We start from the raw sequence: 24,573 nt of genomic DNA, 5'->3' as shown, positions 1-24,573 counted from the left end.
GATGGACATCTCTCCCGTCACCGCCCCCGCCGCCTCCTCCGCCGAGGCGAAGTCGACCGCCGCGCTCAGTTCGGATTTCGACACCTTCCTGTCGCTGCTCACGGCGCAGATCCGCAACCAGGACCCGTTGCAGCCCGCCGACGGCACCGAATACGCGGCCCAGCTCGCGCAGTTCGCCAATGTCGAGCAATCGGTGCGCACCAACGAGCTGCTCGCGCAGATGAGTGCCGCGCTCGGCGCCGGCAGCGCCTCGGACGTGGCCGGGTGGATCGGGCTCGAAGTGCGCCATGACGGGCCGGTGACCGTCGCCCCCGGGCGCACGACGCGGCTGCATTTCGACATCCCCGAGGTCGCGGACCGCGCCGAGCTCGTCGCGCTCGACGCCGCCGGGGCCGAGGTCATGCGCCGGCCCCTCGACCCGGACGCGGCGCATCTCGACTGGCATGGCGGCGACGGCAAGGGCGGGCAGCTGCCGGACGGGATCTACAGCCTTCAGGTCGAGGCAGGCGCCGGGGACCAGGCGCTCGCGCCCCGCCCGGTGCGCAGCTTCGCGCGGGTGGACGAGGTCGCGCTGACCGCCGCCGGGCCGGAGCTGATCCTCGACGGCGGCGCCCGCATCGCGCCCGACCGCCTCGACCTCCTGCGCGCGGGCGCCTGAGCGGACCCCGGGCGACGGCCCGCTCGCCGCAGCGGAGACGGGCCAGCCCCAGGCCTCTCGCGTTGGCGCGATCCTCCATCGGGACGTGGAACCTGCCTGTCGTGACCTGGCCCCGCGGCCTCCGGCGAGGCGGCCCCGCGCCCACTCGACGCCCGTCACCTCCGCAGTGACCCGCAGCGCCGCGATCTCGGACCCTGCATCGAAATGGCGGACGCCAGCATCGGCCCGCGGAGATCCGGCCAGGCGTCGCCCTCCCAGAACCTCTCCGACACAGCTCGACCGCCCGGGAACCCGGGCCACGCCCTACCCCAGCGCGCCCACCACGAGGACCGCCAGCGCCATCGCGACCGCCCCCGCGACGAACCACAGCGGGCCCGCCCGCGCGCCGTCGCGCGAGACCACCGTCACCGGCGCCCGCTCGCGCCGCAGCACGGCGTCCACGGTCTGCGGCAGGTGCGGGCCGAAGCGCGACAGGACCTGCGCCGTTCGCCACAGGTCGCGCGCGAAGGCCTGCGGGCCGAGGTTGTCGCGGATGTAGCGCTCGACCTCGGGGCGCGCGGCCTCCCAGATGTTCATGTGCGGGTTCAGCGTGCGCGCCACGCCCTCGACCACGACCATGGTCCGCTGCAGCAGGATCAGCTCGGTCCGGGTCTCCATCCCGAACCGCTCCGTCACCTCGAAGAGGTAGGCCAGCAGCCGCCCCATCGAGATGCGCGAGGCGTCCATGCCGAAGATCGGCTCGCCCACCGCCCGCAAGGCCTGTGCGAAGAGGTCCACGTCCCGGTCCGCGGGCACATAGCCCGCCTCGAAATGGACCTCCGCCACGCGGCGGTAGTCCCGGCGGATGAAGCCCATGAGGATCTCGGCATAGACGCGGCGGGTATACTCGTCGAGCCGTCCCATGATCCCGAAGTCGAGCGCCACGATCTCCCCCGAGGGCGCGACCTTCAGGTTCCCCTGGTGCATGTCGGCGTGGAAATAGCCGTCGCGCAGCGCGTGGCGCAGGAACAGCTGCAGCACCCGGTCAGCCAGCGCGCGGCGGTCATGCCCGGCCGCGTCGATGGCGGCGATGTCGGCCATCTGAACGCCCTCGGCCCAGTCGAGCGTCATCATCGACCGCCCGCAATGGTTCCACTCCACGCCCGGCACCGAGAAGCCCTCGTCCCGCGCGGTCGTCGCCTTGAACTCGCTCGCGGCGGCGGCCTCGGTGCGCAGGTCCAGCTCCTGCTGCACGGTGGCGTCGAAATGTGCGATCACGTCCATCGGGCGCAGCCGCCGCGACCCGGGCGCGACCAGCTCGACGACCCGCGCGCCGAGGTAGAAGGCGTCGATATCCTTGCGGAAGGCACGGGCGATGCCCGGGCGCAGCACCTTCACGGCGACCTTCTTGCCGTTCTCGGCGAGGCGCGCGCGGTGGACCTGCGCGATCGAGGCGGCGGCGACCGGCTCCGAGAACTCCGAGAAGGCGGTCTCCAGCGGCACGCCCAGCTCCCGCTCGACGACGCGGCGCGCCGCGGCTGTCGGGAAGGGCGGCAGCTTGTCCTGCAGCACCCGCAGCTGCACGGCGAGGTCGGGACCCACGAAATCGGGCCGCGTCGACAGGATCTGCCCGAACTTGATGTAGCTCGGCCCCAGCGCCGTGATCGCGCGCGTCACCGGCGGCAGGGTCGGGTCGCCCTCGTAGCCCAGCCAGCGGAACGGCCAGCCCAGCACCCGCGCGGCGATCCGCACCGGCTTCGGCGCCGCCATCTGGTCCAGGACGACATCCATCGCACCCGTCCGCTCGAAGGTGCCGGCGGTCCGGGCCAGCCGCCAGATGTTGTGAGGTCCCCTCAAATCTTCCAGCCCGAATGGAGCGCCGCGATCCCGAAGCTGAGGTTGCGCCAGTTGACGTTGCCGAAGCCCGCCCCGGCGATCATGTCCGCGAAGCGCGCCTGGTCGGGGAACCGGCGGATCGATTCGACGAGATACTGGTAGCTTTCCCGGTCGCCCGCGATCGCCTGCCCCATGCGCGGGATAACGTTGAAGGAATAGAGGTCGTAGGCCTTCTGCATCAGCGGGTTGGGCAGCTGGCTGAACTCCAGCACCATCAGCCTCCCGCCCGGGCGCAGGACGCGGTAGGCCTCGGCCAGGGCGTCCTCGATCCGGGTCACGTTCCGGATGCCGAAGCTGATCGTGTAGACGTCGAAGCTGCCCGCGTCGAAGGGCAGCGCCATCGCGTCGCCCACGACCCAGTCCAGCCGGTCGGCCATCGCCTCGGCCTCGGCCCGCTCCCGCCCGGCGACCAGCATCCCTTCGGTCATGTCGCAAACGACGGCCGTGGCCCCCGGCGCGCGCTTGAGGAAGCGGAAGGCGATGTCGCCGGTCCCGCCCGCCACGTCCAGCAGCCGCTGATTCGGGCGCGGCGCCAGCCAGTCCATCATCGCGTCCTTCCAGACGCGGTGGATGCCCATGGACATGGCGTCGTTCATCACGTCGTATCTCGACGCCACGGACGAGAACACGCCATGGACCCGGCCCGCCTTTTCCTCTTCGGGGATGTCCTGATACCCGAAATGGGTGGTCCGTCCGGTCTCTTGCGTCATCTCGCGCGCGTCCTCATCTGGTCCGGGTGACTTATAGGGCGCCCGCGCCCGCCTGCAACGAGGCCCCCGATGCCGGAGCTTCCCGAAGTCGAGACCGTTCGTCGCGGCCTCGCCCCCGCGCTCGAGGGCGCGCGCCTGACCCGGGTGGAAATCAACCGCCCCGACCTGCGCTGGCCCTTCCCGCCGCGCATGCGCGAACGGCTGGAGGGTGCGAGGATCGTCCTGCTGGGGCGGCGGTCGAAATATCTCCTGGCCTATCTCGACACCGGCGAGACGCTCGTCGTGCATCTGGGCATGTCGGGGCGCATGGTCGTCGACGACGTGTCGCTGGGCCGGTTCCACCGCGACCCCGCCTGGCTGCCGCAGCACGATCATGTCGTCCTCCATACCGACCGCCACCGCGTGACCTTCAACGACGCGCGCCGCTTCGGCTTCATGGACCTCGTCCCGACGGACGGGCTGGAGACGTCGCGGCATTTCGCCCGGATGGGACCGGAGCCGCTGGGCAACCACTTCCACGCCGAACATCTCGTCGCCGCCTTCGGGGGCAGGCAGACGCCGGTCAAGGCGGCGCTGCTCGACCAGCGGGTCGTGGCGGGCCTGGGCAACATCTATGTCTGCGAAGCGCTGCACCGCGCGGGGATCGCGCCGACCCGGAAGGCGGGCCGCATCGCCGCGCCGCGGGTGGCCGCGCTGGTCCCGATCATCCGCGAGGTGCTGATCGAGGCGATCGGGGCGGGCGGAAGCTCCCTGCGGGACCATCGGCAGACGGACGGGACGCTCGGCTATTTCCAGCACGGCTTCCGGGTCTACGACCGTGCGGGCGCGCCCTGCCCGACCGAGGACTGCACCGGCACGATCCGCCGGATCGTGCAGTCCGGCCGCTCGACCTTCCACTGCATCGCCTGCCAGCGATGACCGTCCGTGGCCCGTGCCGATCCGCGCCCGGGACCGGTTCCGCGACGGCATTCCCCTTCACTGACGTCTTGACCGCCCCCCCGATCCGGGGGCAGGCAGACGGACCGGCTGCAACATGCGGAGCGTGCCCATGGGATACGAGACCCTGAACGTCGACGTCAGCAACCACGTCTGCGTCGTCAAGCTGAACCGCCCGGACGCGCTGAACGCGCTCAACTCGAAGCTGCTGGGCGAGCTGGCCAAGGCGCTGACCGCCGCGCAGGCCGACCAGAAGGTGCGCTGCATCGTGCTCACCGGCTCCGAGAAGGCCTTCGCCGCCGGGGCCGACATTCGCGAGATGCGCGAGAAGGACTTCATCGACGTCTTCATGGGCGATCTCTTCGGGCCCGAGACGGGCGCGATGATGCGCGTCCGCAAGCCGATCATCGCCGCCGTCGCGGGCTTCGCGCTCGGCGGCGGCTGCGAGCTCGCGATGATGTGCGACTTCATCATCGCCGCCGACACCGCCAAGTTCGGCCAGCCCGAGATCAACCTCGGCGTCGTCGCGGGCATCGGCGGGACCCAGCGCCTGACCCGCGCGGTGGGCAAGGCCAAGTCGATGGACATGCACCTGACCGGCCGCATGATGGACGCGCAGGAAGCCGAGCGGGCGGGCCTCGTCAGCCGCGTCGTGCCGGCCAAGAAGCTGATGGACGAGGCGATGGCCGCGGCGGGCAAGATCGCCGAAAAGTCGATGGTCACCGCGACCGCCGTCAAGGAGGCGGTGAACCAGTCGCAGGAGATGGGCCTGTCCCAGGGCCTTCTGTTCGAGAAGCGGTTGTTCCACGCGCTCTTCGCCTCCGAGGACCGGACCGAGGGCATGTCCGCCTTCGTCGAGAAGCGCGAGCCGCAGTTCCGGGACAAGTAGCGAGAGTCGGCGCAGCCGGCCCCCTGCAGTGCGGAGGAGCGTGCCGCGCAGCGGCGCGCGGTCCGGCACCCGGCCAGAGCGGAGCGCGCCCGCACCAAGACGCATTACTGACGCGCCTTTCGTGCGCAGATCGCGTCGGACGGAGATCCGACCGGGATCACCCGCGGATCACCCGTCCGTCACCCCTCGCTCCGCTTGACCGCGCCCCGCGGCTCGCATAGACGCCGCCCATCATGCGTGTGAGGCCCGCTCTGGCCGGATTGGACCCGCCTTGGCTTTGCCAAGGCCATCGGGGTCGGCCTCTCGTGCGACATATTGAGACCCGATCCGAAGGACCGATCACATGGCAAACACCCCCCAGGCCAAGAAGCGCGCCCGCCAGAACGAGCGCCGATTCGCCGTCAACAAGGCGCGCCGGTCGCGCATCCGTACCTACCTTCGCAAGGTCGAGGAGGCGATCGCCTCCGGCGACCAGACCGCCGCCGCGGACGCCCTCAAGGTCGCCCAGCCGGAGCTGATGCGCGGCGTCACGAAGGGCGTTTTCCACAAGAACACGGCCTCGCGGAAGATGTCCCGCCTCGCTTCGCGCGTGAAGGCGATGGGCGCCTGAAGGGCGATTTTCCGGGCGATTCCGCGACGCGGATCGAGCGGGCAAAACACAGTCAAGAGATTCGAGAGCCCGCCGCCGTGCGGGCTCTTTTCTTTACCAATTTCAAATACTTGATCAGGATATGACAGATTCTTTGCGGTCCTCGAAAGAGTCAAGATCGAAGAGTCGTTGCCGCCTCTCGCCCCCTTGGCTACCTCAGGGCGACGGGTGAGTCAGATCGCCCGGCACGGGGATGAGAAATGAGCACGGATGCGGGTAGGCCCGTCGACGAGGTCGATCCTCGCGGCGCCTGGAAAGTTCTGTCCGACGACGGCGACGCCCTTCTGGTCGACGTCCGGAGCGCTGCGGAATGGGGCTTCGTCGGAGGCCCGGACCTCTCCGCGCTCGGCCGGGAGGTCGTTCGGATCGAATGGCAGACCTGGCCCGGCATGTCCCCCAACCCGGCCTTCGTCGGGGCGCTGATGGACCGGGTCGGGGACACGCCTCCGACGCTGCTGTTCCTCTGCCGCTCCGGGGTCCGGTCGAAAGCGGCCGCCCGCGCGGTGACCCAGGCCTATGCCGGCCGGGGCGTCGCGGTCCGCTGCCTGAACGTGGCCGAAGGCTTCGAGGGCGACCTCGACCCCGACGGCCACCGCGGCGCGCTGGGCGGATGGAAAGCGAGCGGTCTGGCATGGCGCCAGACATGACGCGGCAAGTGAACACGGGGGCGGAGCGAGACGCGATGACGGATGCGGGTTGGGCAGCGGCGAAGGGCAGCATCGGCAGGGACGTCGGCGCCCATAACTACAAGGCCTGGATCGAGCCGCTCGACTTCCGCTCGCTCGAGGACGGCACGCTTCGCCTCGTCTCGCCCACGGACTTCATCGGGCGTTGGGTCGTGCAGAACTTCTCGGACGTGATCCTGCAGCACGTCGCCGCCGCCGGCGCGCCCGCCACCCGGCTGGTCTGCGCCGCCGCTCCGGCTGCCGCGCCCGCGCGCCCGGTCCCCGCGATGCGCACCGAGAACCCGCTCGACCGCCGCTTCACCTTCGACAGCTTCGTCGTCGGCAAGTCGAACGAACTGGCCCATGCCGCCGCCCGCCGCGTCGCCACCGGCGACAGTGTGTCCTTCAACCCGCTGTTCCTGCATGGCGGCGTCGGCCTCGGGAAGACCCACCTGATGCAGGCCATCGCCTGGGAGCTGGCCGACAAGCAGCCCGAGATCCGGGTCATGTTCCTTTCGGCGGAGCAGTTCATGTACCGCTTCGTGCAGGCGCTGCGCGACAAGTCGACGATGGACTTCAAGCACCTCTTCCGCACCGTCGACGTGCTGCTGGTCGATGACGTCCAGTTCATCGCCGGCAAGGAGAGCACGCAGGAGGAGTTCTTCCACACCTTCAACGCACTGGTCGATCAGGGCAAGCAGGTCGTCATCTCGGCCGACCGCTCTCCGGCGCAGATCGGCGACCTGGAGGAGCGGATCACCTCGCGGCTGCAATCGGGCCTCGTCGTCGACCTGCACCCCGCCGATTACGAGCTGCGCCTCGGCGTGCTGCAGCATCGCGTCGACACCTTCGCCGCCCGCCACCCGGATTTCCGCATCGCCGACGGTGTGCTGGAATTCCTCGCGGCCCGCATCTCGACCTCGATCCGGGTGCTGGAGGGCGCGGTCACGCGGCTCTTCGCCTATGGCGACCTCGTCAAGCGCGAGATCACTGTCGAGCAGGCGACCGACGTGCTGGGCGACCTGCTGCGCGCCTCCGAGAAGAAGCTGACGATCGACGAGATCATGAAGAAGACCTGCGAGCACTACAACCTGCGGATGTCCGACATGACCTCGTCGCGGCGCTCGCGCTCGGTCGCGCGGCCGCGCCAGATGGCGATGTACCTGTCCAAGAAGTTGACTCCGCGCAGCTATCCCGAGATCGGGCGCAAGTTCGGCGGCAAGGACCACACGACGGTTCTCTATGCGGTGCGCAAGATCGAGGAGCTGATGGCGACCGACCAGCAGATCGCCGAGGATGCGGAGCTGCTGCAGCGCAAGCTGGAGAGCTGAGACAAGCGGCGGGCTGGAGGCGCGCGTCGCGCCCCATGGCCCGCGCAGCCTGTTCCGACAAACCCGTTGCACCGCCCCCGGACGCGGCTATTCTGCGCGTCCCGAAAGGCAAGGATCACCCCAATGAAGTTCTCCATCGAGCGAGCCGCGCTCCTGAAGGCGGTCAGTCAGGCGCAATCGGTCGTCGAGCGGCGGAACACGATCCCGATCCTCGCCAACGTCCTGATGAGCGCCGAGGGCGACACCGTCTCCTTCAAGGCGACCGATCTCGACATCGAGGTGATCGACACCACCCCCGCGCAGGTCGAGCGGGCGGGCGGCACCACCGTCAACGCCGTCCTTTTCCACGAGATCGTGCGCAAGCTGCCCGATGGCGCGCTAGTGCAGATCGCCGAAGACCAGGCGGCGGGCCGCCTTGCGGTCACGGCGGGGCGGTCGCATTTCCAGCTCGCCACGCTCCAGAAGGAAGACTTCCCGGTCATGGCGACGTCCGACTACGACGCCAGTTTCACCTGCGATGCCAAGGTGCTGCGCCGGCTCTTCGACAAGACGCGCTTCGCGATCTCGACAGAGGAGACGCGCTATTACCTCAACGGCGTCTACATGCATGTGGCCGAGGGCGAGGACGGGCGCGCCCTGCGCTGCGTGGCGACCGACGGCCACCGGCTTGCCCGCGTCGACGCCCCCCTGCCCGAGGGCGCCGAGGGGATGCCCGGCGTGATCGTGCCGCGCAAGACCGTGGGCGAGCTGCGCAAGCTGCTGGAAGACGACGACGCGCAGATCCGGGTCTCCGTCTCCGAGACGAAGATCCGCTTCGCTACCGAGGACATCACGCTGACGTCCAAGGTCATCGACGGCACCTTCCCCGACTATGCCCGCGTCATCCCGATGTCGAACACCCGCAAGCTGGAGGTGGACGCCGCCGATTTCGCCCGCGCTGTCGATCGGGTCGCCACGGTGTCCTCGGAACGCTCGCGCGCGGTGAAGCTGTCGCTCGACGAGGACCGGCTGACCCTGTCGGTGAACGCCCCGGATTCGGGGAACGCCGAGGAGGAGCTGGCCGTCGCCTATGCCGACGAGAAGCTCGAGATCGGGTTCAACGCCAAGTACCTTCAGGAAATCGCCTCCCAGGTGGACCGGGAGAACGCCGTCTTCCTGTTCAACAACGCGGGCGACCCGACGCTGATGCGGGAAGGCGACGACCGGAGCGCGATCTACGTCGTCATGCCGATGAGGGTGTGACGCCCCGCCTCGCCTCCCTCGCCCTCTCGCATTTCCGCTCCCACCGCCGCACGCGGCTCGAGTTCGACGGACGGATCGTCGCGATCCACGGGCCGAACGGGGCGGGCAAGACCAACCTGCTGGAAGCGATCTCCCTGCTCTCGCCCGGTCGCGGCATGCGCCGGGCCCAGGCCGAGGAGATCATCCGGCGGCCCGAGGCGATCGGCTGGCGCATCCTCGCCGGGCTCGCCCCCGACCACGAGGTCGAGCTGCGCGCCGAGCCGGGCCAGCCCCGGACGACCCGCATCGACGGCAAGGCGCAGCCGCAGGTGGCGCTGGCGCGGCTGCTGCGCGTCCTCTGGCTGGTGCCGTCCATGGACCGCCTCTGGCTGGAAGGGGCCGAGGGCCGCCGCCGCTTCCTCGACCGCGTGACGCTCAGCTTCCTGCCGGAGCATGGCGAGGGCGTGCTGCGCTACGAGAAGGCGATGCGCGACCGCAACCGGCTGCTGCGCGACGGGGTGCGCGACGCGCGCTGGTTCGACGCGCTGGAGACGCAGATGGCGGAGGCCGGGCATGCCATCGCGCTGCGCCGGGCCGAGGCGCTGGCCCGGCTCGCCACCGCGCAGGACCCGGACGGCCCCTTCCCCGCCGCGGAGCTGACGCTGGTCGACGAGGGGCCGGCCGCCACCGACGAGGAGCTGCGCGACGCGCTCGCCGCCTCGCGCAACCGCGACATGGCGGCGGGGCGCAGCCTGGTCGGGCCGCACCGGGCCGACATGCTGGGGGTCTACGCCGCCAAGGGAATGGAGGCGCGGCTCTGCTCGACCGGCGAGCAGAAGGCGCTTCTGATCTCGCTGGTCCTCGCCAATGCCCGGGCCCTGCGGGCCGAGACCGGCGCCGCGCCGATCCTGCTGCTCGACGAGGTCGCCGCCCATCTCGACGCCGACCGACGCGCCGCGCTCTATGGTGAGCTTGCGGCGCTCGGCGGGCAGTGCTTCCTGACCGGGACCGGGGCCGAGCTGTTCGAAGGGCTCGACGCGCAGCGCCTGCGCGTCACCGAGACCGAAGGCGAGAGCGAGGTGGCGGAGGTCGACTGACGCGTCGCGGGGCAGCGCGGCGGAGACAGCCCGGAAAGCCCGCAGGACCCACCAAATATGGTGTCATCCCCGTGACATTGCCCGGCCGAGGGCATATATCTTGGGCAGTCGAAGGAAAGAGCTCACAATGGCAGACCCCGCCCGCGTGCCCGAGGAATACGGCGCCGATTCCATCAAGGTTCTCAAGGGCCTGGAAGCCGTGCGCAAACGGCCTGGCATGTATATCGGCGACACCGACGACGGCTCCGGCCTGCACCACATGGTCTACGAGGTCGTCGACAACGGCATCGACGAGGCCCTGGCCGGGCATGCCACCGAGGTGAGCGTCACCATCCACGCCGATTCCAGCGTCTCGGTCAAGGACAATGGCCGTGGCATCCCTGTCGGCATCCACGAGGGAGAGGGGGTGTCGGCCGCCGAGGTCATCATGACCCAGCTTCATGCAGGCGGGAAGTTCGACCAGAATTCCTACAAGGTCTCCGGTGGCCTGCACGGCGTCGGGGTCTCGGTCGTCAACGCGCTGTCGGACTGGCTGGAGCTGCGCATCTGGCGCGACGGCAAGGAACACGTCGCCCGGTTCGAGCGCGGGGAGACAGTCGAGCATCTCAGCGTCGTCGGCCCCACCGACGAGACCGGCACCGAGGTGCGGTTCATGGCCTCGCTCTCGACCTTCTCGAATCTCGACTACGTCTACAAGACGCTGGAAACGCGCCTGCGGGAGCTGGCCTTCCTCAACTCCGGCGTTCGGATCGTCCTCTCCGACGAGCGCCCGGCCGAACCGCTGCGCACCGAGCTCTTCTACGAGGGCGGCGTGCGGGAGTTCGTGAAGTATCTCGACCGCTCCAAGTCGCCCGTCATGCCGGAGCCCATCTACATGGAGGGCGAGCGAGACGGCATCGGCGTCGAGGTCGCGATGTGGTGGAACGACAGCTACCACGAGACGGTCCTGCCCTTCACCAACAACATCCCTCAGCGCGACGGCGGCACCCACATGGCCGGCTTCCGGGGCGCGCTGACGCGGACGATCAACCTTTACGCCCAGTCCTCCGGCATCGCCAAGAAGGAGAAGGTCAGCTTTACCGGCGACGACGCCCGCGAAGGGCTGACCTGTGTTCTGTCGGTGAAGGTGCCCGACCCGAAATTCTCCAGCCAGACCAAGGACAAGCTGGTCTCGTCCGAGGTCCGTCCGGCGGTCGAGAACCTCGTCAACGAGAAGCTCTCCGAGTGGTTCGAGGAGAACCCGCAGGTCGCGCGCCAGGTCGTCGGCAAGATCATCGAGGCCGCGCTGGCGCGGGAGGCGGCGCGCAAGGCGCGGGAGCTGACGCGCCGCAAATCGGCGATGGACGTCGCCTCGCTGCCCGGCAAGCTGGCCGACTGCCAGGAGAAGGACGCCTCCAAGGCGGAGCTCTTCCTGGTGGAGGGCGACAGCGCCGGCGGCTCGGCCAAGCAGGGCCGCGCCCGCCAGAACCAAGCCGTCCTGCCGCTGCGCGGCAAGATCCTCAACGTGGAGCGGGCGCGCTTCGACCGGATGCTCGGCAGCCAGGAGATCGGGACGCTCATCACCGCAATGGGCACCGGGATCGGGCGCGACGAGTTCAACCTCGGCAAGCTGCGCTACCACAAGATCGTCATCATGACCGATGCCGACGTGGACGGCGCGCATATCCGCACGCTGCTTCTGACCTTCTTCTACCGCCAGATGCCGCAGATCATCGAAGCCGGACATCTCTACATCGCGCAGCCGCCGCTCTACAAGGTCGCGCGGGGCAAGTCCGAGGTCTACCTCAAGGACCAGACCGCGCTGGAGGATTACCTCGTCCAGCAGGGCGTCGACGGGGCCGTCCTGCGCCTGCCCTCGGGCGAGGAGATCGCGGGCCAGGACCTCGACCGCGTCGTCCAGGCCGCGCGCCAGTTCCGCCGCATCCTCCAGGCCTTCCCCACGCATTACCCGCGCCACATCCTCGAACAGGCCGCGCTGGCCGGGGCCTTCGAGGCATCCGGCCTGACGGACCTCCAAGCCGTGGCCGACAAGGTGGCGGAGCGGTTGGACCAGGTGGCGCGGGAATACGAGCGCGGCTGGACCGGCCGCATCACCCAGGATCACGGTATCCGCCTCGCCCGCGTGCTGCGCGGCGTCGAGGAGGTGCGGACGCTCGATGGCGCGGTCCTGCGCTCGGGCGAGGCGCGCAAGCTGGCGCAGGTGGCCGAGGGCACGCGGGACGTCTATCGCGATCCCGCCCGCCTCGCCCGGAAGGACCGCGAGACGCCGATCCATGGGCCGATCGACCTGCTGGACGCGATCTTGGCCGAGGGTGAGAAGGGCCTGACGCTGCAGCGCTACAAGGGCCTGGGCGAGATGAACCCCAACCAACTCTGGGAGACGACGCTGGATCCGGAGGCGCGTACGCTGCTGCAGGTCCGGGTCGAGGACGTGGTCGAGGCCGACGACGTCTTCACCAAGCTGATGGGCGACGTCGTCGAGCCCCGGCGCGAATTCATCCAGGACAACGCGCTGAGCGTCGAGAATCTCGATATCTGAGGACGCCGGGCCCGGTCAGGCCCGGTAGCCGAAGGCCGGCATGACCTCCAGCACGTCCAGAAGCGGGCTCCCGTCGGGCTGCTTCGGCCCGCGCCCCTCGAGATGGAGCGAGACATAGCCATGGACGAGGCTCCAGAGCATCATCTCGGTGCGCAGGGCCTCGATCTCCGGACCGCGCGCAGGCCCGGGCGCGGGCCAGTCGAGCCCCTCGGCGATGCTGCGCAGGACGCCATAGCTCTCATTGCCGGAGGCGATCAGGTCCGCGTCGTCGCTGTCCCGGAACCGGGGTGAGAACATCAGCTTGAACAGCGCCGGATTCTCCTGCGCGAAGCGCACATAGCCCTGCGCCGCCGCCTCCAGCCGGGCCCGGCCGGGCGGCATGCCTTCCACCCCGCGCCGCATCTCGGCGGCATGGAGCCGGAACCCTTCGGCCGCGATCGCGGCGAGCAGCCCGTTCAGGCCGTCGAAGTGATTCTTCGGTGCCGTATGGCTGACCCCGACCCGCGCCGCGATGGCGCGAAGCGAGAGCCCCTCCAGCCCCGACTCCTCGAGAATCTGCAGCCCCGCCTGCACCAGAGCGGGCTTCAGGTCGCCGTGGTGGTATTTTTTCTTCTTTTTTTCCAGCATCCTGCCACCTTTTTATTTCCATCTTAAACATTTTCTCTGGACTCCGCAACGCGGTCCTGCACATAAGTTTCCATCGCATACTTCCAATGGAGATATCCAGGTGACACCGGACGTCCTCTTCTCTCACGCGGGCACGGCCGCGATGGCCGGGTGGGCCTTGCTCATCCTCGGGCCGCGCCGCTTCTCGCTCGTCAATGCGATCCCGCTCTGGATCCTCCCTGCCGGGCTGTCGGCGGTCTACGCGCTGATCGTGCTCAGCCGCTTCTCCGGCATGGGCGGCGGTTTCGACAGCCTCGCCTCGGTCGCCACGCTGATGGCCGACGACTGGGCGCTGCTGGCGGGCTGGGTGCATTACCTCGCCTTCGACCTCTTCATCGGCGCCGTCATGGCCGCGCGGATGGACCGCGCGGGCATCGGCCGGGTGGTGCAGGCGCCGATCCTCGGCGCGATCTTCCTGCTAGGGCCGCTCGGCTTCCTGATCGCCGGACTGACCGAACTCGGCCTACGCGCCTTCCGTCTGCCGACGCAGACCCGTGCCCTGAAAGGACCCGTCCATGGCGCTGCTTGACACCAACCCGCCCGTTCTCGACGCCGAGGCGCCCTCGCAGTTCAAGGTGCTGACCGTCGTCTCGATGCTGCTTCTGTCGCTCTCGATCGCCTGGGCCTTCGTCGACCCCCGCCTGATCGACGGCGTGCCGGTCTGGATGAAGCCGCTGAAGTTCTCGCTGAGCTTCGTGGCACTGTTCGGAACCCTTGCGCTGATCGAGCCGCTCCTGTCCGACCGCGCCCGCAGGGGCGTCACGCTGAAGCTCACCGGCTGGGCCATGGCCGCGGCCTATCTGTTGGAAATGGCCTACATGTTCTACATGGCGGCCCGCGCCGAGGCGTCCCATTTCAACCTCTCCACGCCGTGGCACCAGACGATGTACACGCTGATGGGCGCCGGCGCGGTGACGCTGATCGCGGGGGTCGCGGTCTTCGGCTGGGTCGTGCGGCAGGACGAGCGTGCGGCGATGGGCCCGGCGCTGCGCGAAGGCATCTGGCTCGGCTTCCTCGCCACCTTCCTGCTCACCTTCGTCGTCGCGGGCTATCTCAGCTCCTCCGGCGGCCATTTCGTGGGCCTCCACCCCGAGGGCGCGCCGACCCTGCCACTCTTCGGCTGGTCCGGCGTGACCGGGGACCTGCGCCCCGCCCATTTCGCCTCGATCCACGCGATGCAGGCGCTGCCGCTGCTGGGCCTCTGGCTCGACCGGCGCGGCGGTGCGGGGTCGGTCCGGACGGTCCGGATCGCGGCATTAGGCTATGGGGGGCTGACCCTGGCGCTGTTCGGCCAGGCGCTGCTGGGCCTGCCGCTCATCCTGCTCGGATAACGCCCGGCGCATCGGCCGAGACGCGGGAGGTCGCCAGGCGCAAGCGTCCGGCGGCCCTCCGCCGCTCGACCGGACGGCCGCAGAGGGCGATGGGCCTCAGGCCGCCTCGCGGGAGGCGTGGCGCGACACGAGGGCGGCGACCAAGGGGTCGCGGATCTCCATCCAGCGGGCGGCAGTGCTGTCGGGGAAGCGCCAGAGCACGATCTGGCGCAGGGCGACCAGACCGTAGGTCAGGGCAGCGAAGAGAGTGGCGAGCAGTGCAAGCATCATTCCTAGCCTCGTTCGTTTCCTGAGGCAGATCTACGCGTCCATTCTGGCCTTCGAAGGGCCGGATTGGCGCGCCACCGGCGACAGTGACGCGGCCTTGCGGGCATCGTCCCCGTGTCGGGACCGATCAGCGCTGCTGGCCGAAGATCCGGTCGAGCCGCTGGAGGAATTGCGACATCGGATGGACGGGCAGGAACGCGAGCATCGCGAATCGGGCGATAGCAAGGCCAAGGCCGAGGGCAAGGCTCACGATCAGGATCTCGAACAGGTGCATCTCAGTTTCCCCCTATTTCTGCCGTAGTTGCCCGGCTTTCGGGCGATTTCATGGCCGGATTGATCGCGGTTGCGGAAACGATGGCCGCCGTCGGTCGGCATCGTCGTGCGGTCAGTGGAAATCCCGCGATTTCGGGATCACCGCGACGTCGCGCGGATGGCGCGAGGTGTGGCTGGATACCGGTTTCACCACCTCGTCGGCGCGGGACAGTTCGGGCGCCAGCGCGTCCTCGGACAGCCGGGTCAGGGCGTCGTTGCGATCGACGATCTCGTGCGCGACGACATGGATCACCGCGTCGTCGAACTGCACGTGCCCATGCACCGCCATCAGCCGTGCCGACATGATCGCCCTGCGGAAGCGCGCGAAGAGGTCGGGCCAGATCACCACGTTGATGACGCCCGCCTCGTCCTCGAGCGTGGTGAAGCAGACGCCCTTGGCGCTGCCCGGCTTCTGCCGGATCAACACCAGCCCCGCGACCGAGCAGCGCTGGTTGAACCGCAGGGACCGCAGCGCGTCCGACCGGGTGTAGCCCTGCGCCGCCATCGACCGCCGCAGGAAGGCCACCGGATGCGCCTTCAGCGACAGGCGCGCGGTCTGATAGTCGGCCACGACCTCCTCGCGCAGCGGCATGACGGGCAGCGGGGCCTCGGCCTCCTCCCCCGTGTCCGGCGCCTCGGCATGGGAGAACAGCGGCAGATCCGGCGCGGTGCGGATCGCCTTCGCATCCCAGAGCGCCGCGCGCCGGCCCTGCCCGCAGGAGCGGAAGGCATCCGCCGAGGCGAGGATCTCGATCGCCCGCTTGGAGATGCGGGTGCGGCGGCGCAGGTCCTCGACGCCTCCGTAAGGTCTGTCGCGGGCGCCCGTCAGGCGCGCCATCTCCTCCTGCCGCAGGCCCGAAAGCTGCCGCAACCCCAGCCGCAGCGCGTGGCCCCGACCCTCAGGCTCCAGCGTGCAGTCCCAGTCGGAATAGTTCACGTCGACCGGCAGCACCGTCACGCCGGACTTCCGCGCCATGTCCACGATCTGCGCGGGCGCGTAGAACCCCATCGGCTGCGAGTTCAGCAGCGCGCAGGCGAAGACGTCCGGGTGGTGGCACTTGAGCCAGGACGAGACATAGACCAGCCGCGCGAAGCTGGCCGCGTGGCTTTCGGGGAAGCCGTACTCGCCGAACCCCTCGATCTGGCTGAAGCAGCGCGCGGCGAAGTCCGGGTCGTAGCCGCGCTCGACCATGCGGCCGACCATCCGCTCCTTGTGGTCGCTCACCTGCCCCTTCGACCGGAAGGTCGCCATCGCCTTGCGCAGCCGGTTGGCCTCGGCCCCCGAGAAGCGCGCGGCGACGAGGGCGATCTTCATCGCCTGCTCCTGGAAGATCGGCACGCCGAGGGTGCGGCCGAGGATGTTCTTCAGCTCGTCCTGGTCATGCTCCGGCCCGGGCTTCGGAAAGTCGATCGTGTCGATCGTCTCTCCGGCGCGGCGGCGCTTGAGGTAAGGATGCACCATGTCGCCCTGGATCGGGCCGGGACGGACGATGGCGACCTGGATCACCAGGTCGTAGAAGACGCGGGGGCGCAGCTTCGGCAGCATCGCCATCTGTGCCCGGCTCTCGACCTGGAAGACGCCGAGGCTGTCGCCCCGGCAGAGCATGTCGTAGGTCGCCTCGTTCCCCTCCTCGACGGTGGCGAGGTCCATCTCCAGCCCCTTGTGGGCGCGCATCAGCCCGAAGCTCTTGGCGATGCAGGTCAGCATCCCCAGCGCCAGCACGTCGACCTTGAAGATGCCCAGCGCGTCGATGTCGTCCTTGTCCCATTCGATGAAGCTGCGGTCGGGCATGGCGCCGTTGCCGATGGGGACGGTGTGGCTGAGCGGCTCCCGGGTCAGGATGAAGCCGCCGACATGCTGGCTGAGGTGGCGCGGCATCCCGATCAGCTGGTCGGTGAGCTTCAGCACCCGGCGGATATGCGGGTCGGCGACATTCACCCCCGTCTCTTCGGGATGCATGTCATTGGTCGAGCTGCCCCAGCTTCCCCAGGTCGTCCTGGCGAGCGCGGTGGTGATGTCCTCAGTCAGGCCCATGACCTTGCCGACCTCGCGGATGGCCATGCGCGGGCGGTAGTGGATGACCGTTGCGCACAGCCCGGCATGATGCCGGCCGTAGCGGTCGTAGATGTGCTGGATCACCTCCTCGCGGCGCTCGTGCTCGAAATCGACGTCGATATCGGGGGGCTCGTCGCGGTCTGCCGAGAGGAAGCGCTCGAACAGGACGTCGTGCTGCGCGGGGTCGACCGAGGTGATCTCGAGGCAGAAGCAGACGACCGAGTTCGCGGCCGAGCCGCGACCCTGGCAGAGGATGCCGCGACTGCGCGCGAAGGCCACGATCTCCTGGATGGTGATGAAGTAGCGGGCGAGATCGCGCTCGGCGATGAAGGCGAGCTCCATCTCGATGATCTCGGCGATCCGCTCGGGCACGCCCCCGGGGTAGCGGCGGGCGGCGCCCTCCCCGGTCAGGATGCGCAGGTGGTCGTCCGGGCTGCGGCCCGGGGGGACGTCGTCCTGGGGGTATTCGTATTTCAGCTCGCGCAGCGAGAAGGAGAGGCCGTCGGCGATGGCCACGCTTTCGGCGATGGCATGGGGCCAGCGGGAGAAGAGCCGCGCCATCTCCTGCGGAGACTTGAGGTGGCGCTCGGCATTGGCGTGCAGCCGGTAGCCCGCGGTGGCGAGCGTGCATTTCTCGCGGATGCAGGTCATCACGTCCTGCAGCGGGCGCCGCGCCGGCTCGTGGTAATGCACGTCGTTCGTCGCCACGAGGCGCAGGCCGTGGGCGCGGGCCAGCCGGTCCAGCCGCTCGATCCGCGCATGGTCGTCGCCCCGGTAGAGATGGGCCGCGGCGATATGGGTCAGAGAGGGCAGCGCGCGGGTCAGGCGGGAAAGGTCCGCGGCGAAGGCGTCGAGCTCCTCGCCGGGCAGCACGATCAGGACGCTGCCCTGCTGGCAGCTCGCGAGATCGGCGAGGCTCAGGTCGCAGCGCCCCTTCTCTTGCCACGCGCCGTCCGGGCCGGTCATCCGCCCCTTCGAGATCAGCGCGCAGAGCCGCCCATAGGCGGCACGGTCCTTCGGATAGGCCAGGAATTCCGCCCCGCAGGTCAGGATCAGCCGCGTCCCGATCAGCGGGGTCATCCGCGCGACCTCCGCCTCGACATGCAGCCGCACGACCCCGGCCATGGTGTTGCGGTCGGCGACGCCGATCCGGTCGTAGCCCATCCGCCAGGCCGTCGTGACGAGATCGACGGCGTCCGAGGCGCCATGCAGGAAGGAGAAGGGTGTGGTCACCCCAAGCTCGACGAAGGGCGCGGGCGGGTTCGGGACGAAGGGCTGCGCGGGGTCGAGCCTGCGCTTGTCGGGGGTCAGAGGGGCGTCGGGCATGAGGGGGCGCAGACGTCACGGCGAGCGTGGCGCGGAAGGGACAGACATTCGACGGAGGACGGGGCCTGCAGGACGGTCGGAGGGGGGCGCTGCCCCCCGCCTTCGGCTCCCCCCGGAGTATTTCCGGCCACAGGAAGAGAGGCCCCCTGCCGGTAACCTGCCGTTAAGGTCAACGTGCCAGGACGGCGTTGCGGAACAGGCTGGAGAGCCGATGACCGTGCCACGGGAAGGCGCCCCGTTGCCCGTGCCGCCAGGCTGATGCCGGGCGCGGGGCGCTGGACCGTCTTGCCTTCCTGTGGCTGGCAATACTCCCGCCGGAGGCTCCCGCAGAGGCCAGGGGCGTTGCCGATCCCGGTCGGGCGCCTTCATGCGAACAGCCCGTGCAGGAACCAGTCGGGCGCGCCGCCGCGGCCGTCCCCCGCCACACCCTCCCGGAACAGCCAGTAGCGCGCCCCGTCCGCGACCTCGACCTTGTAGTAGTCACGCAGCCGGGCCGTGGCCGGAGCCTGCCACCATTCGGGGGAGATCCGCTCCGGCCCCTGATGGCGGCGGATCAGGAAGGGGCGGCGGCGCCAGCGGAAGCGGATCGGCGGGCCTTCGGGGACGGCGTAGAGCACCTCGATGCGTTCGGGGGCGCGCAGCAGGCGCAGGGGGCGGGCGCGGGCGGGCGCGACGAGGCCGCCGCCGCCGAGTCCGCCCGGCGCCAGGCGGTCGGACGGCGCCTGCATCGGCCGGGCGCGCCCAGGTCCGCCGGCCCCTGCCGCGGAGGACGGGTCGCGGCGGGCGGAGTCTTTCCCTGCCGCGGCGACGACGGCGAGGCGCGGGCCCTCGGCCGGGGCCCGGGGAGCGGGATGCGGCCCCCGCGCGTCCGGCGGCCTGCTGCCGGCAGGGACCGGGCCGACCGGGAGCGGGGGTGCGGCGAAGCCCGGCTGGCGCCTGCGGGAGGCATCGTCCCCCGCGACCGGCACGGAACCTCGCCCTTCGGCCGCCGGACCGGAGAAGGGCCGCGCGACGGGGACGGCGCGGGCCGGAGACCAGCGTTCGGCCCGTTCCGGCAGATGACTGGCGCGGGGGTCGGGGCTGCGCACGGCGGCGCCGACGCGGCCGGTCAGGCGATCGATCAGGGTGGCCAGCGCCACCTCCGCCCCGTCGGAGCCGTCGAGCGCGGCCTGCGCCCCGGTCTGCGCCTCGGTCCGGGTCGCCTCCAGCGCCAGCGTGTCGAAGCCGAAGCCTGCGTCGAGCGACTCGAAGCGCCGCTCCAGCAGGCGGTGCAGGTGGCCCGCGTCGCGCGTCGCGCGGGCGGTGACGGCCTGGAACAGGCTCGCCTGCCCGTCGATGCGGTAGAGCTCCAGCCGGATCTCGCGGGCGCCGTGGCCCTGGCGGACGAGGTCGGCGCACAAGGTTTGGAACAGGCCCGCGAGCCAGGGCTGCGGGTCCATCACCGGCTCGGGCAGGCGCTGCACGGTGCGGAAACGATGCGGCGGCGGCGGGCTCACGACCGGCTCGGGCAGGTGGCCCAGCGCCTGGTCGAGACGGCGCAGCGGCGTGGCGAGCGCCGTCCCGTCGCGCCCGAAACGGCGGTCGAGCGCGGCGCGCGGCAGCGCCATCAGATCGCCCACCCGCTTCAGCCCCAGCCGGCGCAGCGTCAGCCGCGTCTGCCCGTCGAGGCGCAATGCTGCGACCGGCAGCATGGCGAGCCTTGCGCGCAGCGCGTCGGACGTGCCGATCTCGCGAGGATCGCCGTGGCGCGCCAGCGCCCATGCGGCGCCGTGGGTGTGGGCGGCGGCCAGCCGGGCCGCCTGGCCAAGAGCCGCCAGCCGCGCCTCCATATCGGCGAGCATCGCCGCCTCGCCGCCCCAGAGATGCGCCGCCCCGGTCGTGTCGAGCACCAGCCCGTCGGCCCCGTCGGTGGCCGACCAGGGGCACCAGCGCCGCGCCCAATGCGCCAGCCGCGTCAGCGCCGCCGCGTCGCCGGGCAGGTCGGCGGGCTGGACGACCAGCTCGGGCGCGATGGCGCGGGCATCGACGACCCGGGCGCCGACCGAGGCGCCGGCCCGCGCGGCGGCCTCCGAGACGGCGTGGATGACCGGGCCGTGCCGCCCCTCGGCGGCCAGCACGACGGGGGCGTCCGCGTCGAGGCCGGACTCAGCCTCCTCCCAGGGCGCGGTCGGGGCCGGGGCGGTCCGCCCCCTCTCCCACCGGGCCATCGCGAAGCGGGGCAGCCAGATCGAGACAATGCGCCGCCCGATCATGGCAGGCCACCCAGGCGCCGGGGCGCGCGCGGCGGGAACGGAACAGCTCCGCCCGCCAGAACGCCCTGCCCGGCGCCTCGGCGTCCAGCGGATGCGCGGCCGAGGGCGCGGACGCCAGGCGCCAGCGGTCGGGCGCCACCGACAGGCCCGGTGCCGCATCCGTCCGCAGGAGCCAGAGCGGCACGCCCGAGCGCGCCGCACGCAGGCTCAGCCGCTTGGTCGCGGTGAAATCGAGCGCCCTGGGCGCGCCCCAGACCTCTCCGATGACGGCGGACAATGCGGCGCATTCCAATCCCTCCTCCATCGCCCAGAGCGCCTGGGCCGCGTCCTTCGCCGCCACGTGAAGAAGCGGTACCTGTCGTCCCAACACCTCCGCAACCCCTTGAAGACAGGGCAATCCCCCCTCCTGCATGGAAAGGCGGTCCTGCACCCAGAGGATCGGCCCCTCGCGCCCCATGGCGTCGAGCTGGGCCAGCACGAAACCGGTCGCCGCCCCGTCCTGCGACGAGGCGAGCACCTCCGTCACCGGAGGCAGGCGCGAACTGGATGCCGTCATGCGGGACCACCCCCGGGGGAATCGGTCAGATGTTCCCTATATGTTCTAGTTCCGGGACCCGTTTGTCGAGTCCCAACTCCGCCCGCGCCCGGTCAGGGCGCGAGGCAGGCGGCCATGCTGTCGGCCATGCGCCTGAGAATGCTGGAATATCCACCGGGCCCGACATCGCCCTCCTGCCCGACCGGGTCGAGGGTCGCGAGCGGGATGTCCGTGCCTTCCAGCAGGCGGCGGGCGACGCGGTCGTCGAGCTGGGGCTCGGTGAAGAGGCAGGCGATTCCGTCCACCTCGAGCCGCGCGCGCAGTTCCGACAGGTGCGACGGGCCCGCGTCGGCGGCGTCGGAGAGCCGGATCGACCCGGCGGAGTCGAGCCCCGTTCGATCCTCGAGATAGCCGTAGGCGTCGTGCAGGGTCAGGTAGGGGCGGTCGCGCAGCGGCGCGAGGATGGCGATCAGGTCCTCCTCCAGCGCGCGCAGTTCGGCGGCGCCGGCCTCTGCATTGGCGCGGTAGGTGGCGGCGTTCTGCGGATCGGCCGCGGCGAGCGTCTCGGCGATGGCGGACATCCAGACCGCGCCGTTGCGGGGGTCGAGCCATGCATGGGAATCGATGGGCCCCTCGACGGCACCGGCCGTCTCATGCGCGTGATCGCCATCGGCATGATCGGGATGGGCATGCTCCTCATGGGCATGATCGTCATGCGCATGCGCGTGGTCTTCCCCATGATCCTGGCCGTGATCCTCGTGCTCGGCGTGATCCTCGCCGTGGTCGTCTTCTCCCTCGTGCCCATGGTCGTCGTCGCCGTGGTCATGCCCCTCGCCCAGCGCGCGCAGCACCGTGCCGGGCGCGTCCAGCAGAACGAGCCCCGTCGCCTCGGGGGCGAGCGCGGCGGTCGCCTCCTCGAACCAGGGGGCGAGCGCCGGGCCGATCCGAATCACGACATCGGCCTGCTCGAGGGCGGCGGCCTCGGAGGGGCGCAGCGCGTAGCCATGGGGCGACGCCATCGGCGGGACGACCAGGCTCGGTGTGCCGAGCCCTTCCATCACGCGGGCGGTCAGGGCGGCGGTGGGAACGATGTCGACGGCGACGCGCGGAACGTCGGCGAGGACGGGGGTGACGAGGGCGGGCGCGGCGAAAGCCAGGAAAGCGAGCGATCTGTTCATGGGAGCGCTTGCTAAAGGTGATATTATAACATATCAAGCCCCCATGATCGGCTTCGATCCCCATGACCATTCCGCCTGCATCCGCGATGCAGTCGCGGCCGCCGACGCGCTCTGCATGCACGCGGGGCTGCGGCTGACGCCCGTGCGCCGCCGCGTGCTCGAGATCCTGCTGGAGCGGCACCGCGCGATGGGCGCCTACGAGATCCTGGAGCTGCTGCGCGCCGAGGGGCTCGGCTCCCAGCCGCCGGTGGCCTACCGGGCGCTCGACTTCCTGACGACCCATGGGCTGGTCCACCGGATCGAGCGGCTCAACGCCTTCGTCGCCTGCGCCACCCCCGGCGCGGCCCACGATCCCGCCTTCCTGATCTGCCGCAAATGCGAGTCCGTGGCCGAGACCGAGGCCGATCTCGCGCCCGTGGCCGCCGGCGCCGGGTTCGAGCTGGAGGCGACCGTGGTCGAGATGCAGGGCCTCTGCCCGCGGTGCCGCGAATGACGCCCCTGATCCGCGTCGAGGGGCTGTCCGTGCGCCACGGGTCGTTGCCGGTGCTGCACGACGTCGACCTGAGCCTCGCGCCCGGCGAGATCGTGACGGTGGTCGGGCCGAACGGCTCGGGCAAGTCGACCCTGGTCCGCGCGCTGATCGGTGCGGTGCCGCCCTCGGCGGGACGGGTAACGCGCAAGCCCGGACTGCGGATCGGCTACGTCCCGCAGAAGCTGGGCCTCGACCCGACCCTGCCGATGACGGTGCGCCGCTTCCTCGGCCTGCCCGGCCGCGTCCCGGCCGACGTCGCCGCCGAGGCGCTGGAGAAGGCCGGCGTGCCGGGCCTGGCCGACCGGCAGATCTCGGCCCTGTCCGGCGGGCAGGTGCAGCGCGTCCTGCTGGCCCGCGCCCTGCTGGGCGCGCCGGAGCTTCTGGTCCTCGACGAACCGACGCAGGGGCTGGACCAGCCCGGCTCCGCCGCGTTTTACCGCCAGATCGAGGCGATCCGGTCCGAGACCGGCTGCGCCGTCCTGATGGTCAGCCACGAGCTGCACGTCGTCATGGCGGCCTCGGACCGCGTCATCTGCCTGAACGGCCATATCTGCTGCGAGGGCCGCCCCGAGCAGGTCGCCCGTGCCGCCGAATACCGCGCCCTCTTCGGCACCGGCACCGGCGGGGCGCTGGCGCTCTACCGGCACGAGCACACCCATTCCCACGACCACGATCACGACCACGGGCATTCGCACGACCACGGGCATGGATCCGCCGCGTGAGCCTTCTCGACGGGTTTCTCGCGCGCGCGCTTCTGGCGGGGCTTGGCGTGGCGCTGGTGGCGGGGCCGCTGGGCTGCTTCATCGTCTGGCGCCGCATGGCCTATTTCGGCGATGCCACGGCCCATGCCTCGATCCTGGGCGTGGCGCTGGCGCTGGCCCTGTCGCTGCCGGTCTTCGTCGGCGCGCTGGTCGTCGCGCTCGCGGTCGCGGGAGGGATCACGGTGCTGACCACGCGCGGGCTGGCCACCGACACGGCGCTCGGCGTGCTGGCGCATTCGGCGCTGGCGGCGGGGCTGGTGGCCGTGGCGCTGCTGGGCCTGCGCGTCGACCTGGAGGTCTATCTCTTCGGCGACATCCTCGCCGTGGGCCGGACGGACCTCGCGGTGATCTGGGCGGGCGCACTGGCGGTGCTGGCCCTGCTGGCCTGGCGCTGGCAGCGGCTGCTGATCGCGGTGCTCAACCCCGACCTCGCCGAGGCCTCCGGCATCGACGCGCGCCGCGAACAGATGGCGCTGACCCTCGCGCTGGCCGTCGTCGTGGCGGTCGCGATCAAGGTCGTCGGCGCGCTGCTGATCTCGGCGATGCTGATCATCCCCGCCGCCGCGGCGCGCCCGCTGTCGGCGACGCCCGAGCGCATGGCGGCGCTCGCGGCGGCGCTGGCGGCAACCTCGGCGGGGGGCGGCGTCTGGGCGTCCTGGACCTTCGACACGCCTACCGGCCCGACCATCGTCTGCGCCGCCGCGGCCCTGTTCCTCTGCGTGACCGCGGCGACCTGGCGGCGGCGGTAGCGCCTGTCGGGACGCGTAGCCGGCCGGCCGGCTACGGG

The 24,573-nt window shown here is 70.7% G+C and carries 23 protein-coding genes; 14 read left to right on the top strand and 9 right to left on the bottom strand.

Annotated elements, in window-relative coordinates; genetic code table 11:
• The first annotated feature begins 1 nt into the window (after position 1).
• Entirely contained in the window at positions 2 to 658 is a 657-nt protein-coding gene (locus tag DR046_RS05955) for a flagellar hook capping FlgD N-terminal domain-containing protein (protein ID WP_115380935.1), read from the top strand.
• Between the two features lie 303 nt (positions 659 to 961).
• On the opposite strand, the gene ubiB is transcribed toward DR046_RS05955, so the two are convergent.
• Together ubiB and ubiE are read right to left on the bottom strand one after the other, a co-directional pair.
• Positions 962 to 2,494, bottom strand: a complete 1,533-nt coding sequence (gene ubiB, locus DR046_RS05950) for a 2-polyprenylphenol 6-hydroxylase (RefSeq protein ID WP_115380934.1) — start codon at positions 2,492 to 2,494, stop codon at positions 962 to 964.
• A complete protein-coding gene (gene ubiE, locus DR046_RS05945; RefSeq protein ID WP_115380932.1) occupies positions 2,491 to 3,243 on the bottom strand; it encodes a bifunctional demethylmenaquinone methyltransferase/2-methoxy-6-polyprenyl-1,4-benzoquinol methylase UbiE in 753 nt (250 codons plus the stop codon). Before ubiE ends, ubiB begins: the two co-directional genes overlap by 4 nt.
• A gap of 69 nt (positions 3,244 to 3,312) precedes the next feature.
• On the opposite strand from ubiE, the gene mutM reads away from it, so the two are divergent.
• The 8 genes from mutM to gyrB all read left to right on the top strand — a co-directional run bounded on the left by mutM (position 3,313) and on the right by gyrB (position 12,570).
• Complete coding sequence (mutM, locus tag DR046_RS05940) at positions 3,313 to 4,161, top strand: bifunctional DNA-formamidopyrimidine glycosylase/DNA-(apurinic or apyrimidinic site) lyase (RefSeq protein WP_115380930.1); 849 nt, start codon at positions 3,313 to 3,315, stop codon at positions 4,159 to 4,161.
• Between the two features lie 130 nt (positions 4,162 to 4,291).
• A complete protein-coding gene (locus DR046_RS05935) occupies positions 4,292 to 5,068 on the top strand; it encodes an enoyl-CoA hydratase (RefSeq protein ID WP_115380928.1) in 777 nt (258 codons plus the stop codon).
• Between the two features lie 343 nt (positions 5,069 to 5,411).
• On the top strand, positions 5,412 to 5,678 hold the full coding sequence (rpsT, locus tag DR046_RS05930) for a 30S ribosomal protein S20 (RefSeq protein ID WP_115380926.1): 267 nt from the start codon (positions 5,412 to 5,414) through the stop codon (positions 5,676 to 5,678).
• Between the two features lie 239 nt (positions 5,679 to 5,917).
• Positions 5,918 to 6,364 carry a rhodanese-like domain-containing protein gene (locus DR046_RS05925; protein ID WP_115380924.1) on the top strand — a complete coding sequence of 149 codons (447 nt, stop codon included), beginning with the start codon at positions 5,918 to 5,920 and terminating at the stop codon, positions 6,362 to 6,364.
• A gap of 35 nt (positions 6,365 to 6,399) precedes the next feature.
• The gene (gene dnaA, locus DR046_RS05920; RefSeq protein ID WP_245190834.1) at positions 6,400 to 7,713 is read left to right on the top strand and encodes a chromosomal replication initiator protein DnaA; all 1,314 of its coding nucleotides are present in this window, start codon (positions 6,400 to 6,402) and stop codon (positions 7,711 to 7,713) included.
• A 123-nt stretch (positions 7,714 to 7,836) separates the two neighbouring features.
• The gene (gene dnaN / locus DR046_RS05915; RefSeq protein ID WP_115380922.1) at positions 7,837 to 8,955 is read left to right on the top strand and encodes a DNA polymerase III subunit beta; all 1,119 of its coding nucleotides are present in this window, start codon (positions 7,837 to 7,839) and stop codon (positions 8,953 to 8,955) included.
• Positions 8,952 to 10,031, top strand: a complete 1,080-nt coding sequence (gene recF / locus DR046_RS05910; protein ID WP_115380920.1) for a DNA replication/repair protein RecF — start codon at positions 8,952 to 8,954, stop codon at positions 10,029 to 10,031. The genes dnaN and recF overlap by 4 nt, the downstream gene beginning before the upstream one ends.
• A gap of 127 nt (positions 10,032 to 10,158) precedes the next feature.
• On the top strand, positions 10,159 to 12,570 hold the full coding sequence (gene gyrB, locus DR046_RS05905; RefSeq protein ID WP_115380918.1) for a DNA topoisomerase (ATP-hydrolyzing) subunit B: 2,412 nt from the start codon (positions 10,159 to 10,161) through the stop codon (positions 12,568 to 12,570).
• Positions 12,571 to 12,585: 15 nt separating this feature from the next.
• Here gyrB and DR046_RS05900 read toward each other — a convergent pair whose 3' ends face one another.
• Positions 12,586 to 13,197 carry a TetR/AcrR family transcriptional regulator gene (locus DR046_RS05900; protein ID WP_115380916.1) on the bottom strand — a complete coding sequence of 204 codons (612 nt, stop codon included), beginning with the start codon at positions 13,195 to 13,197 and terminating at the stop codon, positions 12,586 to 12,588.
• Between the two features lie 100 nt (positions 13,198 to 13,297).
• Here DR046_RS05900 and DR046_RS05895 point away from each other — a divergent pair, with 100 nt between their 5' ends.
• Entirely contained in the window at positions 13,298 to 13,765 is a 468-nt protein-coding gene (locus tag DR046_RS05895; protein WP_209313554.1) for an ABA4-like family protein, read from the top strand.
• Positions 13,752 to 14,567, top strand: a complete 816-nt coding sequence (locus tag DR046_RS05890) for a hypothetical protein (RefSeq protein ID WP_115380915.1) — start codon at positions 13,752 to 13,754, stop codon at positions 14,565 to 14,567. The genes DR046_RS05895 and DR046_RS05890 overlap by 14 nt, the downstream gene beginning before the upstream one ends.
• A 96-nt stretch (positions 14,568 to 14,663) precedes the next feature.
• Here the strand turns inward: DR046_RS05890 and DR046_RS23550 are convergent, their stop codons facing one another.
• From DR046_RS23550 to DR046_RS05875, 6 genes are all read right to left on the bottom strand, one after another.
• Positions 14,664 to 14,837 (bottom strand): hypothetical protein, encoded by a 174-nt coding sequence (locus DR046_RS23550; RefSeq protein WP_167766924.1) that lies wholly within the window; start codon positions 14,835 to 14,837, stop codon positions 14,664 to 14,666.
• Positions 14,838 to 14,961: 124 nt separating this feature from the next.
• A complete protein-coding gene (locus tag DR046_RS23545; RefSeq protein ID WP_167766922.1) occupies positions 14,962 to 15,108 on the bottom strand; it encodes a hypothetical protein in 147 nt (48 codons plus the stop codon).
• A 111-nt stretch (positions 15,109 to 15,219) separates the two neighbouring features.
• Entirely contained in the window at positions 15,220 to 18,528 is a 3,309-nt protein-coding gene (locus DR046_RS05885; protein WP_115380913.1) for an error-prone DNA polymerase, read from the bottom strand.
• A 365-nt stretch (positions 18,529 to 18,893) separates the two neighbouring features.
• Complete coding sequence (locus tag DR046_RS05880; RefSeq protein ID WP_167766920.1) at positions 18,894 to 20,780, bottom strand: Y-family DNA polymerase; 1,887 nt, start codon at positions 20,778 to 20,780, stop codon at positions 18,894 to 18,896.
• Entirely contained in the window at positions 20,674 to 21,336 is a 663-nt protein-coding gene (locus DR046_RS23540) for an ImuA family protein (RefSeq protein WP_167766918.1), read from the bottom strand. The genes DR046_RS05880 and DR046_RS23540 overlap by 107 nt, the downstream gene beginning before the upstream one ends.
• Before the next feature lie 92 nt (positions 21,337 to 21,428).
• A complete protein-coding gene (locus DR046_RS05875; protein ID WP_115380909.1) occupies positions 21,429 to 22,493 on the bottom strand; it encodes a zinc ABC transporter substrate-binding protein in 1,065 nt (354 codons plus the stop codon).
• A 43-nt stretch (positions 22,494 to 22,536) separates the two neighbouring features.
• Between DR046_RS05875 and DR046_RS05870 the strand changes: the two genes are divergently transcribed.
• From DR046_RS05870 to DR046_RS05860, 3 genes are read left to right on the top strand one after another with little or no spacing between them, the layout of a single operon-like run.
• Positions 22,537 to 22,986 carry a Fur family transcriptional regulator gene (locus tag DR046_RS05870; RefSeq protein WP_115380907.1) on the top strand — a complete coding sequence of 150 codons (450 nt, stop codon included), beginning with the start codon at positions 22,537 to 22,539 and terminating at the stop codon, positions 22,984 to 22,986.
• Positions 22,983 to 23,747 (top strand): metal ABC transporter ATP-binding protein, encoded by a 765-nt coding sequence (locus tag DR046_RS05865; protein ID WP_115380905.1) that lies wholly within the window; start codon positions 22,983 to 22,985, stop codon positions 23,745 to 23,747. Before DR046_RS05870 ends, DR046_RS05865 begins: the two co-directional genes overlap by 4 nt.
• A complete protein-coding gene (locus DR046_RS05860) occupies positions 23,744 to 24,535 on the top strand; it encodes a metal ABC transporter permease (RefSeq protein ID WP_115380903.1) in 792 nt (263 codons plus the stop codon). The genes DR046_RS05865 and DR046_RS05860 overlap by 4 nt, the downstream gene beginning before the upstream one ends.
• The last annotated feature ends 38 nt before the right edge of the window (positions 24,536 to 24,573 follow it).

The organism is Jannaschia formosa (assembly GCF_003340555.1).
Lineage (GTDB): Bacteria > Pseudomonadota > Alphaproteobacteria > Rhodobacterales > Rhodobacteraceae > Jannaschia > Jannaschia formosa.
The sequence above is the reverse complement of the archived record's forward strand: the minus strand, read 5'-3'. Positions and strand labels throughout refer to the sequence as shown.